The organism is Bdellovibrio sp. HCB337, assembly GCF_047302465.1.
Lineage (GTDB): Bacteria > Bdellovibrionota > Bdellovibrionia > Bdellovibrionales > Bdellovibrionaceae > JACMRP01.
Genome location: NZ_CP178621.1, coordinates 1109488 through 1124348 on the forward strand (window position 1 = coordinate 1109488; position 14861 = coordinate 1124348).

Here is a 14861-nt window from a genome sequence, read left to right on the forward strand (position 1 = left end):
TTACTCCATACAAATATAGTTAAAATTAACGCTCGTAACGCCGCCGGCTCCGAAGTTAACGTTGAGAGTTGTAGTGGTAATAGTACCGGTGCCTATCGCCGTTGTGATCGCGCCGGATGCCCACGAAACCACGCATACCGGTGGTGTGTTGTATGGGTTTGCAAAAACTACTTGGCAAATGAGGTTCGAACCGGTTCCGACGGAGACTTTTCCTCTTGTGTCGGTACCGGCAACGGTAGCCCCAGTTCCGCAACCGGTCACCGTGACGCCTGTGCTGGATGTGCTGCCGATGTGACCTCCGATAAGAACATCACCACGTTTTAATACCGTCATAGCATTTGATTTTGCGCCGGCACTCGTACCATTACCAACTACAAATAACGGATCCGAGCCAACCCAAGTGCTGGCCGATTCAGATCCAGTGATAATGTTGAATTGACCAATAGTCGTTTGCGCCATCGCATTAGATGTCGTGTTATTTCCCATCGAAGTAGAATAATTTCCAGTTGCTGTGGTCGCACTACCCATGGCCGTTGAGCCAGTTCCGTTAGCAAGAGTATTAGCCCCCATAGCTGTCGAATAAATTGAAAATGCACTGGTCGCATATCCCATCGCGACGGAAGAAGATCCCGAGGCTTGCGTGTTGTATCCTAAACCCATGGAGCCAGTACCAATATTAACGTTATCCCACTGTGTACCGTTGACGTTACCTGCGCGGAAGGCAGCTTTTTTGGTGGACCAAATCATGCGAACACCAGTACCAGTGGTTGCGATATCGCGACCCGTGCCTGGAGCATCAGGTCCTTTTGCTAAGAATGAACCATCATTGAGAGGAGAAGCGCCGCCACTGCCGAGAGTGAACGAAAGCTCTGGAGTACTCGTGCCCATTGTGACTGTGCCAGCACCAGGGCCTACTATGATATTCCCTTTAGTGGCATGAGATGTCGAATCTAAAGTTATTGTGCCGGAAGCTGCATTGCTACCGTAGAAAATCGGTGCTCGCATCTCTGTATTTGAAAAAATTGTCGACGATGCAAAGACGCCCATACCTGTGTGGATACTGCCACTAGAGCCGATACCGCCGGTAACAACCAAGGCACCAGTAGTGGGACCTATAGCAGACGCACCACCGATGATCGTCATGCTGTTCACATCATAGATGCTGTTGTTACCCATAAAGATTGCGCCGGACATTGAGCCACCGGCAAGAGGCAATTTCGCATTGATGCTATTTGTAACGGAAGGGCTCAGAGTTAACACACCAGAGTTTGAAATAGTAGCATCACCAGTCATCCCACGAGCTTGAGCAATGCCAGAGGCATTACCTACCCAGATTTGTCCACTAGGCAAAGCTGTGCTCTGCTTCGCATTGAATGTCACGTAGTCCGCGTTGCTAATCAAACCTGCAGTGACAGAGCCACCAGCATTCGCCATTGGAATGCTGAACGTGTGAGTATCAGAAGCCGAGCTCCAAGCAGGGGAGTTGCCGCTACTGTTATAGGCGAAGCCTTGAGAAACGCCAGTTTGGCCACCAAGAGAAGAAATACTAGCACCGCTAATGCCAAGAGTGCGTGTAACTGTTCCGTCGTAGTATTTAATCATACCGGTTCCGGATTCATACCACATTTGACCAGCCACAGTGCCGGCAGTGCTAGTGGCAGGAAGGCCCAGATACTTATTGTTGTTCATCGAGATGTTACCAGCAGCCGTAATATCATTGCCACCCATCGCGATCGCGCCAGTCATTGAACCACCGGCTTTTGGTAGGCGAGAATTAATATCCGTTGTGATGCTAGAATTCAGAGTGATAACACCGTTACTATAGATAGTGGCATCTCCGGTTGTGTCGACTTCCATCGCGACGCCAGATGCATTACCTACCCAGATTTTTCCAGACGCTAAAGGCGCTTTAGTATTTACTGAAGTCAGTGCTGAAGTCCAAGCAAGTGTGCCGCCGCCTGTTGTTTGCAAGAATTGGCCTGCAGTACCTGCAGTGTTCGGAAGTGTCAGAGTGTAGGCGCCAGCAGCAGCGAGCGCGCGAATTCCCACGGTGCCGCTCGTACTACCATTGAAGTTAACACCTTTTGTAACGGCCACGGAGCTTGCATCGAGTTGCAAGATTTTGCTAGCAACAGCTGTTTGAGTTTTATCAACAGTAATATTGCCAGTATTAGAGATAGTCGCATCCCCAGCCATCAATTGAGCTTGAGCGCCGCCGGCTGAGTTACCAACCCAAATTCTTGAGTCAGCCAAAGAGTTTGATTGTTTTGCAACGAGTGTCGCGTATTCAGAGTTACTGATTAGACCCGCAGTCACAGAACCTGAAGCTGATGCCATTGGGATATGTAAAGTATGCTGACCAGAACCCGTATTGGTTGCCCAGTTTGGAGCTGTGCCAGTAGTTCCAGGAGCCATCAAAGACTGGCTAGTTGCTGAAGAACCATTGAAGCTTGTGATACCTGCACCTGCAACGCCAAGAGTTCTGACAGCGCCACCGTCATAGAATTTAATGTTTGTGCCATCAAACCACATCTGACCAGCAGCTGTACCGTCGGTGCTATTATTGGAAAGAGTAAAGTACTTATTAGTTCCCATGGCGATATTACCAGCAGCAGTAATATTGTTGTTACCCATATTTAGGACGCCACCCATTGTGCCGCCACTTAAAGGTAACTTCGAAGTATCATTTACTGCAGCTGAAGTAACTGCAGTTAAACGACCTTTAGCATCGTAAGTAATCACAGGCACATAAGCTGAAGTTCCAACCGGACCGCCAGCAGTGATTGTCGAGGCAAGTGTTAATTGGCCAGAGTTGCTCATAGTCGCATCACCGTTTATAGACACTTCAACAGCTTTGCCTGAACTGTTACCAACCCAGATTGTACTGTTAGTCAAAGGTGCGGTGTTGGAAACTCCAGTTAAAACAGTTGCCCAAGACAGAATGCCATTGCCATCAGTTTTTAAAACTTGATCCGTATTTCCGTTATCAGCAGGCAAAGTAAGTATATAGTCTGTGAAAGCACCTGAAGTTTGGATCGTCGCTTTGCCAGTTCCTGTTTGAACCTCAAGACCCTTCATAGTACCAACGCCAGAACCATTTAATGCCAAGATCTTGTTGATCTCTGCAGTCGTTGTTTTAACAACGGTGACAGAGCCAGTGTCAGAAACAGAAGCGATATCACCACCTAAGACACGAGCTTCTGGACCGTTAGATGAATTACCAACCCAGATTTGGCTGCCAGTCAGACTTGGCAATGACGCCGCTGGTGTTGTCCAGTTCAGCACTCCGCTGCCAGTGTGAGTCAGTACTTGTCCAGTGCCACCTATACTGTTTGGCAATGTCCAAGTAACGTTTGTTGATATTGTCGTTGGAGCTCTGAATCCGACGTAGTTTGATGAATCTGAATCTGCAAAACGAAGTTCATTTTGAGCATTCATTTGCACGGTACCGGAGAGGTTACCGCCAGCAAGTGGTAATTTGCTGGCATCATTCACTGCTGCAGAAGTAACAGCTGTTAAACGACCTTTAGCATCGTAAGTGATGACTGGTACATAACCAGAAGTTCCAACTGGGCCACCAGCGGTAATTGTCGAAGCAAGAGTGAGTGCGCCAGTGTTGCTCATCGTCGCATCACCAGTGATTGAAACCTCTTGGGCCTTGCCACTAGAGTTTCCAACCCAGAGTTTACCATCACCAAGTGCAGAGGTATTAGTAATAGTAGCCGCAGGAATGGCAGCCCAAGAAGGGTTGGCACCTGCGCCACCAGTTTGCAGAACGTATCCCGCAGTGCCTGCCGGAAGAGCTGTCCAAGTAGAGCCATTTCTATAGAGGATATTACCTTGAGTATTGCCGACAATATCAAGAAGGGTTGGAACTGTTGTTGCGACCGGAATGCCGTTAGCTCCAGAGGTGTTGGCAAGAACTGTGTTGTTAGTGATATTAGCAAGGCCGATTGTGCCAGAGCCAGTGATAGTTCCGCCAGTAAGACCATTGTTAGTAGCAATACTAGTTACGGTGCCAGTGGCAGCGGCGACCCATTTAAGTCCCGAGGCTTGGGATGAATCAGCACTTAGAACTTGACCATCTGACCCTACAGGCAAGCGAACATGATTTGAAGCATCACGTGAAAGCAAATCACCCTTGGTTGTCAGAGGACTTGTGAGTTTATTAGAGAAGCTTGTATGATCGGTCTTACTTAAAAGACCGGCTGTAACACCTGTATCAGAAGCCATCGGGATTTTAAGAGTGTGAACGTCAGATGCTGAACTCCAAGCCGGAGCGGTGACGCTTGTTCCAAGATCAATGGCGCCGAAAGACTGCGAGTTACCAGATTGGCTATTTAATGAAGTAATACCGGCGCCAGCAGCAGAAGCGGTGAACCACTCCCACGAAGATGTGCCATTATTCCAACGAAGTGACTGACCGTTTTGACCAATGGCAGGATTAGCTGCGACATTTGGCACGTTGGTCATGCCGGTGATCTTATTTCCACCCATCAGGATATCGCCCGACATTGTACCACCAGCAAGTGGCAACTTCGATGCATCGTTCACAGCTGCAGAAGTTACAGCCGTCAAACGGCCTTTAGCATCGTAAGTAATAACTGGTACGTAGCCCGCAGTTCCTACTGGGCCACCAGCAGTGATCGTCGAGGCCAGAGTCAATGCACCAGTATTGCTCATAGTAGCGTCACCAGAGAGAGCAAATTCCTGAGCCTTACCACTGCCGTCACCGATCCAGATTTTTCCGTTAGCAAGGCCCGCAGTATTTGTGACAGCAGTCAGTACTGTTGCCCAAGAAAGAATGCCATTGCCATCAGTTTTTAGAACTTGATCCGTATTTCCGTTATCAGCAGGCAAAGTTAAAATATAGTCAGTGAATGCACCTGAAGTTTGGATGGTTGCTTTGCCGGTACCTGTTTGGACTTCCAAACCTCTCATATTACCAACGCTATTGCCATCCAAAGACAAGATCGTATTCGCAGTACCAGTAGTAGTTTTATTTACAGTCACAGAACCTGTGTTAGAAACAGAAGCGATGTCGCCACCTAGAACACGAGCTTCTGGTCCACCAGAAGCATTACCGACCCAAATATTAGTAGCAGTTAAGCTCGGTAGGGCAGAGGATTGTGCAGCCCAGGTTAAATTACCTGAACCGTCTGTTTGTAGGAATTGATTCGTGCTACCATCGTCCGCAGGTAATGTCAGAGTGTAAGCGCCAGCAGCAGCTTGAGTACGAATTCCTACTGTGCCGCTCGTTGTGCCATTGATATTCACACCTTTAGTAGTTGCGACAGAGCCCGCATCGAGTTGCAAGATTTTACTAGCAACTGCAGTTTGAGTTTTATCAACAGTAATATTGCCCGTGTTAGAGATTGTCGCGTCACCAGTCATCAAATGAGCTTGTGCGCCACCGGAAGCGTTACCAATCCAGATGCTGCTGTTTGCAAGAGCATTTGATTGTTTTGCATTGAATGCTGCCCAGTCTGTATTAGTCAAAAGACCGCGGTTAGTAGCTGAAGAACTTGGTAAACTTAATGTATGTGTTGAACCCGCAGAGTTGATAGCCGCATCAGCTCCAGCACTATCAAGCGCGAAGTTTTGTGTTGCCGTTGATAAACCATTGAGGCTTGAAATTCCAGAACCAGCACTCAGTGTTTTCACTGTCGAACCGTCATAGTATTTAATGACGCCGGCGTTATACCACATCTGACCAGCAGCAGTTCCATCCGTGCCATTATTCGAAAGAGTGAAGTATTTATTGCTTCCCATAGTGATATTACCTGTAGCAGTAATATCGTTGCCACCCATATTAAGGACGCCACCCATTGTGCCGCCACTTAAAGGTAACTTCGAAGTATCGTTAACTGCGGCTGAAGTGACTGCCGTTAAACGACCTTTAGCATCGTAAGTAATCACAGGCACATAAGCTGAAGTTCCTACCGGGCCACCAGCAGTAATTGTCGAAGCCAGAACCAAAACACCCGAGTTAGAAAGTGTAGCATCACCGCTGATGCCGTGAGCTTCAGCAACGCCTGAACCATTACCAATCCACACGCTGCCATTTGCAAGGGCGCTAGATTGTTTGGCATTAAATGTATTCCAATCAGTGGATGATAAATAACCACCTTGGGTTGTATTTGCCTGTTGAATACTGACTGTCGGAGCAGAAGCAGTACCACCAATATTGATAGGAGAAGTACCACCAACACTTGTCACAGAGCCAGAACTCATAGATTGCAGTGTCCAGCTGGTACCGTTAGAAACCAAAACCTGACCATTTGTAGCAGGGCCTGCAGGAAGTGCTTGCCCCATGATCGTGGTCACTTTGTTATTGCCGCTCACGATGGTGACATCACCTGTTGTCGGCAAGTAAGCCGCCATCGGATTTGTAATCAATCTCCAGAACTCGTCGTACTGAGCCTGATTCAAAGCGCTGTTTGGATATGTCGTTTTGCTAACAGAAGTCGCTGCTTTCAAAAGATCGCTAGAAGCATAGTCGCCAACTTTTGAAGACTGGACCGACTCTAAAGCGAATGGAACGGATTGAACTTCTTGGGTAGAGAAAGTCTGTGAAGTTGAACCATCGTTAAAAGAAATGACGATTTTACGAGTGTCTGAAGTTGCACCTGGAGTGTAAGTACAGCTTAATCCAGGGATATTGGCGCCTTGGTTCGAGAAGACTTTCTCGAGAGTAGAGCCGCCGGCAATGGCATTCGTTTGTTTACCAAGAACGATTGAAAAATAACCGTTAGATCCTGTCATGTCGACAGAGAACGTCTCACGATACAAGATACAAGTTTCGGCAGAGTTTTTTACGTCAATTTGGAACGTAACTGGATTTGCTTCAAGGGGATTGCCGCTAGCATCTGTGATGACACCGTCGACGTTAAAAGAAAATGGCGCAGCAGAAGCTTCTTGAAAGCTCAACAAAAATACAATTGGGAACAAAAACATCAACTGTATGAGGTTCATTAAACGTACTCCGCTTGATATTCTTCTCGGATTTTTTCCACATTTTGTTTAACGAAACTCGTTGAAATAAGAGCGCTTTTTAGGCCGATTCTCAGAGTGATATAGTCCCCAGCATTTTAGGCTCATATTTCCGCCCGAACATAGGGCTCAATGGGAGCGAAACTGCGCCAAAATGACCTTCGAACAGCAAATATTGCTTTAGCCCCCTTTCCGGCACCTGTCTAAAGACTGGACGGGATGAAGGTCGCTTTCTCTAAATGGGACGCTTTTGGTCGTGGTATATCACTTGCTATTGTTGTGGAAGGCTTGATAAATCCAGGACGTTCGGAGGAAAGTCGTGCGAGTGTCGGTGGTTATTAACCCCAAAGCGGGTTCTGTAAATCCAAAGCTGATCGAGGAAAAGGTGCGCACCGCTCTTTTCCGCTGTGATTTGGTATTTGCAAATTCTCAGACTCTCGAAGAAATGGACCAATTCCTTCGTCAAGAATTGGCCGAGAAAACGGACTTTTTCCTGATCTGCGGTGGCGATGGAACTATCAATACCTGCCTGCAATCCCTTATGGGAAGTGACGGGGACCTCAGCAAATTGCCGCCGATCGCGGTGGTGCGCTCGGGAACCGCAAATGACCTGGCTCACGAAATTGGCGTGGCTCGCCGAGTGGATCAAGCGGTCCGAAATATTCTAGAAGGCCAAGTTAAAAATATTGATATCATCCAAATTTCCGATGGCGATAAAAAAGTCTACATGCTTACCAATGGTGGTGTCGGCATTCCTGCTCTGACAGCGGATCTTGCAAACCAAGTGCGCTCAGGATTACAAAAAGTTTCTGTCTGCCCGAAGACAGCAGGTCTGTTTAAGGTCCTTGCGGCTAACACCTATAAGATCGTAAAAAAAATCGGACCTGGTGTTTATTCAATGATGGTGGCAGAGGCTCTCAGAACTTGGGAGCAAAAGGGCTGGGAATTGGAATTTGAACTTCCAGGTGGAAAATCTTTTAGCACAAAAGCGCCGATCGTGTTGGTCAACAATCAGCCTTCTATCGGTAAGACATTCTTGCCAGCTCCGTACACGTCCAACACGGATGGTACAGTGAATTTGCTTTTATCTGAAACTCAAAAAATCACGGACCATCTTTCTGCGTTCCTGCACATTACTAAAGGAACGGTCGGGCAATCGAATTTCTTCAGATCTTTTGAGCTTGAAGAGTTCAAAGTAAGAACCAAAAATCCAGCGCGTCCGTTAACTTTCTTTGGTGACGGCGAAATTCTTTTTAAAGACGTTCAAGAACTTAGCATCAAGTGTTTGCACCGCGGCCTTCCAGTCGTCGTGGGATCTTAACATGGCAAAGCTTAAAATCTTACTCACAGGCGGAACCGGCTTTTTAGGAAAGTATGTGGTTCCACGTTTGCGTGAATTTGCCGATGTCGATGTGATCTCGCGCTCTTCGAAGGCCGAACTGCGCGGCGATTTGACCCGTTGGAATGGCGGCCTAGATTTCGAAAAGCTTAAAACTAATAAATACGATATTTTCATTCACTTGGCGGGTCTTTATGACCTCAGCGCCAGCCACATGGATTGTTTTCAGCAAAATGTGGTCGCAACAGGAACCGCTTTGAAGATTGCTCGCAGTCTGAATATTCCAGTATTTGTAAATGCGAGCTCGGTTGCAGCGGCTGTGAATTCCTCTCTTGGAATGATCAAGCCTTATGATTTGAATTTTAGCCGTGCTTTTCCAGATCCTTATTCTGAAAGTAAAGCATTGGGCGAACAAATAATTATGAACCAAGCTGAAAACTTCCGTCTTTGCATCAATCTGCGTTTAGGAGTTTTGATCGGGGATACACAAAAAGGATCTATCCAACGTATTGATGGACCTTATCACGCTCCTCAGGCGTTAGAGAAAGTGCGTAAACTTATCGAAAGCTTCCCAACGTCTTTCCCATTGCCGGGCAAAAAAATGGGTCGATTGCCTTTGGTTCCTGTCGATAAAGCGGCAGAAGCCATTGCGGGTTTCGCAAAATGGTCCCAAGACACTTCGGCGAAGGGTTACAAGAGCTTCCATGTGACTCCGAAAGAGGGCTTGCCAATTCATGATCTTTATCTAAAGACCTTGAAGCATCTTTTTATTCCTCACAAGGGTGTGACCTTTGTGAATCGTATTCCAAAAACGGTTCTGACAAAGATTTCGAAGTGGACCGTGAAGTTTCCTGAAGAAGAGTTAAACTATCTTTTGACCTTTCCTAAATATGACTCGACCAACACGATCGACGTTTTAGGAAACTGGTGTCCTGAGTTTGAAGACTACGAAAAAACTTTCTGGCGAGGTTACGATGAGTACATTTCGAATCGCTGAGATTAGTTTTGGCAGATCCCACTGGGACAACTATTATGAATACGAATTCGGCGGTCACAAGTTCGAGGTTCAGCGTTTTGGCGTGAACTTCTCGGTCGACCTTGTGAAAAAGCTGATTCAAGACCTCAGAACTGACGTCGATGCGTTTGCATTGTCCAGTCTTCCGCCAGTGATCAAGCTTGATGAGAAAAGCTATGTCCATCGTCAATACTTAGAAATCATGAATACACCAAGTTCAGTTCCACTTTGTGATGGAACGGGCTTGCGTGAAATCTCAAATATCAATTCTCTTATTAAGATGATTGAAGATGGCAAGGTCACTCCAGAACAAGGAGTGTTTTTCCCAGCCGCTCTTTTAAGCACGGAACTCGAAGAGTTCTTGCGCCATCGTTATAGCGGTAAAGTGTATATCGGAGATGCGTATTCGGTTTTGGGATTGCCTTTTATGATCAAGGCTCCAGTTCCTGGCTTGATGGCGTTTTCGAAACTTGCATTGAATGTCGCCAATCTTAAAGATATGCGTAACAATACGCCTCTGGCGGAAACTGGTTTACAAAAAGCCAGCCGTTCGTTCTTGGCTTCGCAAGTGGAAAATGTGCAGTATGTTTGCAGCGATTATCCGTTCTTGTTACTTTTTGATTCAGCTGTCGAGTTCGTGCGCGGAAAAGACCTGATCGTTTGGTCCCATCATCCTGCGGCCGAGAAAGAGGCCATGAAGTACGGACCTCGCTCGATCATTAATCTTTTTCCTGAAGAGTATAAGATTAGTCCTTACATGAATTACTCGGTGTTAGATGCTACCTTACGTTTGACTCATGGAAAAACAGCACCTCTTACGATCGAAGAGTGGGAACAGCTCATTACGCCCAAAACAGACGTGCGCCAAGTTGCGCGCCAATACGTCGTTAGTCACCACAGTTCGACACAGTTAAAGATTTCTCAAGGCATTAACAAGGTTAAGAACAAGATCTTGAAAAAGTCCGAGCCTGATTTTGCCTTCATTATTCATGCACTTTCTCATAACGATCTTCTAAGAGCTCCAGGCTTGGGTGTTTTGAAGCACATGCCAAAGAAGCTCAATGATCCATTTGATCGTTTGATTTCAAAAGCCCCGCCGATTGTGTACGGAGATATCCGTCACGTAATCAGCAAAGAGACCGGCAAAGAAGTAAATGGTATTATTTATGGACTATTCTCGACGCCAAAAGTTTTGAAAGAAGAAGATCCCGAGGTCACGTACGCGAAGATCGAGCGCATTTGTTATGATGCCGCAAATCGCGGAGCAAAAATCATAGGCCTCGGTGCTTACACCAAAGTGGTCGGGGACTCTGGCATTACTATTAATAAAAACTCTCCGATTCCAGTGACGACTGGGAATAGCTTAAGCGCCAGCGCGACTTTGTGGGCACTCGCAGACGTCGTTCGTAAAATGCGTCTTCTGCAAATGGATCCCAACACGGGTCTTGTGAACGGGATGGCGATGGTGATCGGTGCGACGGGTTCCATTGGTAAAGTCTCGGCGAAACTTTTAGCTTTGACCTTTAATAAAGTCTGTCTGGTGGCTCCTCGTCAAAATCGTTTGGATGAGTTGGCTGAAGAGATTCGTAAGTTTGCTCCAGATTGTCAGATTACAACAGCGACGGACGCTAATGATCTTGCAGGTGTGGCTGATGTGCTTGTGACTGCGACCTCGGCGTTTGATCAGAAGATCATTGATGTTGAAAGACTGAAGCCGGGTTGTGTGGTTTGTGATTGTTCTCGTCCTTTGGACTTTGACGAAGAAGATGCTAAAAAACGCCCTGATGTTTTGATTATCGAATCCGGAGAGGTTTTGTTACCGGGGCCGGCGGAAATCAATTGTAACTTGGGTCTGCCTGGGAAGGCCGTCTATGCCTGTCTTGCAGAAACCGCGTTGTTGTCTTTAGAGGGTCGTTATGAGTCTTTCACAATGGGCCGTGACATTGAATGGAACAAAGTAAAAGACATCTATAAAATGGCACGTCGCCACGGTGTGGAGTTGTCAGCAATCCAAGGTCATATGGGTTTTGTATCTGACAAAGAAATCGAGCTCACACGCAGTCTGGCTCTTTCACGTCTAAAAAAATAAGCGGATCCTTTCGGACCCGCTTACAAGGTGGATGCAACTAGTTTGGTTCAGCGTCGTCGCTGTCTTCTTCTCTTTCACTGATTCTAAGTTGATTCAATGAAAGATCTAGACCGAATCCCTTTGTAAATTGAAGAGAAACTTCCAGCGCTAACTGAGGATTTCCTAACTTCACTGCAGTGAAGGCACCAACACCGCCGATAATTGTGGCGTGTGTTTGTGCGATCATATATTTACCTAACAATTCGTCAGGATCGCAGTTGAATAGAGAAATCTCCAAAGCTTGACCATACATTTTGTATTTGCCGATTGCCACACCAAGAGACAAAGGCTTTGCCTTCATATCAAGATTGATAGGATAGCTCACGGTTTGGCCAATAATGTTGACGCAATTCAGTTGGCCGGTTCCGTGGAATTCATATTTGCCAAAAAGAATCTTAAAGCCAGATGCGTTTCCTTTAAAACCCATTTGGCAGACCCAGAGAGGGGCCCCTGTTTCGGCCTTAGCTTCCGAAAGACCAAATCCTCCAAACCCAAGAACAAGCGCGAGAGTAGTAAAAATTAACTTTTTCATAGGCAAAGCCTCCTTTTTCGTTAAAAAAAAGCTTATCAATGTTTGAGTTCTTTGCGAGGCAGTTCCCGAAAAGTGCAGTCAAACATGAAAAAAGGAGGAATGTGTCGGTAAATACCGACACATTTATCTGAAGGCGCATGACTAAGTCATGGCTTAGTCACAAGCCGTATTTTAATCCAGAATTTTAATAGTACCAGCCTTACCATCCATACGGATGCGCATGCCGGTTTTCAAAGTTTTAGTAAGTCCCGGAATACTAACGATCGCGGGAATGCCCATCTCTCGAGCCACAATGGCCGAGTGAGAAAGCAAACTTCCACGTTCCACCAATAAACCAGAGATCGCAGGATAAAGAGGTACCCATCCTGGATCTGTTCTTGCCGTTACTAGAATTTCTCCGTTGAGGTCTAAGTTATCGCTCGGATTTAGAATAACTTTAACCGTCCCTTCAAGGATTCCAGGGCAGCAAGGCAAACCCTTCAGATCACAGTCTTCATTTTCTCCGAGTTGCAGATCTAGTTCCTCTTCCTTGACGAAAAGGTTATTCCAGTAAACCGCACCACGGGTCATTATGCGTGGATCTGTGTCTTCTTCAAATTTGCCGTAAGAATTTTTACGAAGATTTACGAAGTCTTGCAAATTATAAGAGGGCAATGTGCCATTATAAATACCGAAGACTTCTTCGATGGAAAGCCAGAAAATATCGCGAGCATTTTGAAGCGCCCCCAGGTTTGCAAGGTCTTCGCCGATCGATTGAAAAATACTGCGTGCAATTCCATAAATACGGGTTCGTGCAAAGCGGGTGTTCTCGCGATTTTTAACAGCCTTTCTGGCATGACGAAGAACCCAGAAGTACATTTTTTTGCGGAAACCCGAAAGGTGCTCTTGAACCTTCTGTTCTGCTTGGCTACGAAGGGACTTTTCATGAGTGTCGTCATGAATTTCAATTTTGCCAGCCTTCAAGTAGTTTTTTAGACACACAAATAAATAGGAAGGATCTGTCAAAAGATCGATCTCTTCCAGTTTCATCTCGCTCATGCATCGGAAACCGAAACGGTCCAAGTAGTCCAAAACCATATTGTAGAATTCCAAATGAGGAGACTGATTCAAGGCCTCAAGCCCATCTTTTGGATCTGTCGTCATAATAAGCTTTTTCAAATCCGCGTTTTGTGAGGCCGCTGCTGCAAGCCTCAGAAGCGCCTTGGTCGGCTCAGCACTTTCAAGTCCACCTTCACCAGCCAAGAGATCATTTTGAATAGTTGAGTCTAAGTTTGAAAGCCACGTTGTTGTGAGTTTTCGCAAAAGTCCAAAATGAACCATGCACAAGAAGTCATTGATGATCGGAGCTTTCCAGCGACCGAGCATATTTCTTTCTACTTCCGCGTAGACTTGAATCAGCTGATCGCCGCGCATACTTGAAAGCGGCATCTTTCGATACTTATCATAGTCGCGGTGGAAAGTTTTAAGGAAGTCATCGACAACACTTTGGATCGTGAAGTGATACTTGATAAAATTAAAGCCTGTTACGATCTTGCGGATGCGTCCCGAGAACGTATCCCACGACGGATGGGGTTTGATACGATTGGCGATTTCATCTGTCAGCGCTTCAGAGACGCCCATCATGGTTTCCATGAACTCGCGGTTTTGTTTAAAGCCTGGAAGGACGCCGACGAGTTTGTACCAGTTAAAGAGATTGTAATAAACACGGCCGTTAATAGATCCCAACATATAGCTGAGATAAGAATCCATGTCCTTGATGATCTCATTCGGTACGCCGAGGACTTCGCAGAATTGAACGTACACGGCCTTATAGTTTCGAAGCGCAAAGCTGAAACTCAGTGGGGACGTTAAGCCGCCGTACGATTCGATGATGTTGGAATTATCCCAAAGGTTCGGATAACCCACCAGATCCGTCTTTAAATTCGTCACAGGACGAGTTTGCAAAATATAGTACCGTCCGTTTTCAATTGCCCACTCGATATCTTGGGGCCGGTGATACTGCTCGTGAATCATTTGCCCAAGCTTGTGTAGGCCGCGCAGTTCAGTATCGCTTAGTGAGGGCTGTAAAACCAAAGCGGGTGTCACTGGCACTAGACTGCAATGCCCAGACGCCGATTTCTTCATCATCTCTTTCTTCTCGATGATCTCGGACTTAATAAGGTCGCCCGTATTTTGATGAAGCCAGTAGGAATCTGCATCCAAAGCGCCAGAGACCAAGCCTTCACCGACACCATAGACTGATGAGATCACGTATTGATCTAACTTCACGGTGACTGGGTCGCAGGTGAACATCACGCCGGACTTTTCAGGATCTATCATTCTTTGCAGAACAACCGAGACCGAAATCTTGTGGGGATCGATATTGTTTTCTTTACGATAGACTAGGCCACGCTCTGAAAACGCCGAAGCCCAGCATTTTTTTATATACTTAAGAATATCTTCGTAGCCAGAGACATAAAGGTAGCTTGAAAGCTGACCCGCAAAAGAGTGAGAAAGCCCGTCCTCATCCGCAGCGGAAGAGCGCACGGAGTAGACTTTATCAGCGCCCAAGTTTTTAAGCGCTTCTTTGATACTTTGAGAAAGAAGTTCCGTCGTCGCACTTTTTGCAAAAAGCGCTTCGATAGCGGCCTCTGTTTCTTTGGCGCTTGCATGGTTGTGGATGTACTTCTCGATAAATTGGTAAAGATCTTGGCGAATGCCTGCGCTGTTGATGAAGTCTTGGAAGTAGCGACGGCCAAACACCACCCATTCAGGAACTGGGATTCCGGCTTTGGTCATCAGGTAAAGGTTAAAGCCCTTACCGCCGGATTCGTTTTTTGCAAAAAAGTGGGTGGAGTTTCTGGTAACTAACATC

At 46.4% G+C, this 14861-nt stretch carries 6 protein-coding genes; 3 read left to right on the top strand and 3 right to left on the bottom strand.

The window, feature by feature from the left end:
• Nucleotides 1-6975, bottom strand: a complete 6975-nt coding sequence (locus tag ACLWBB_RS05425) for a hypothetical protein (protein ID WP_413290558.1) — start codon at nt 6973-6975, stop codon at nt 1-3.
• Between the two features lie 337 nt (nt 6976-7312).
• Between ACLWBB_RS05425 and ACLWBB_RS05430 the strand changes: the two genes are divergently transcribed.
• The 3 genes from ACLWBB_RS05430 to ACLWBB_RS05440 are packed head-to-tail and all read left to right on the top strand — an operon-like array spanning nt 7313 to nt 11436.
• Nucleotides 7313-8314, top strand: a complete 1002-nt coding sequence (locus tag ACLWBB_RS05430; protein WP_413290559.1) for a diacylglycerol/lipid kinase family protein — start codon at nt 7313-7315, stop codon at nt 8312-8314.
• Nucleotide 8315: 1 nt separating this feature from the next.
• Entirely contained in the window at nt 8316-9329 is a 1014-nt protein-coding gene (locus tag ACLWBB_RS05435) for an SDR family oxidoreductase (RefSeq protein ID WP_413290560.1), read from the top strand.
• Entirely contained in the window at nt 9307-11436 is a 2130-nt protein-coding gene (locus ACLWBB_RS05440) for a dehydrogenase (protein ID WP_413290561.1), read from the top strand. Before ACLWBB_RS05435 ends, ACLWBB_RS05440 begins: the two co-directional genes overlap by 23 nt.
• Before the next feature lie 37 nt (nt 11437-11473).
• Here ACLWBB_RS05440 and ACLWBB_RS05445 read toward each other — a convergent pair whose 3' ends face one another.
• Nucleotides 11474-12007 carry a hypothetical protein gene (locus ACLWBB_RS05445; RefSeq protein WP_413290562.1) on the bottom strand — a complete coding sequence of 178 codons (534 nt, stop codon included), beginning with the start codon at nt 12005-12007 and terminating at the stop codon, nt 11474-11476.
• 171 nt (nt 12008-12178) lie between these two features.
• Nucleotides 12179-14860, bottom strand: a complete 2682-nt coding sequence (locus tag ACLWBB_RS05450; RefSeq protein WP_413290563.1) for a phosphoenolpyruvate synthase — start codon at nt 14858-14860, stop codon at nt 12179-12181.
• Nucleotide 14861: the final 1 nt, after the last annotated feature.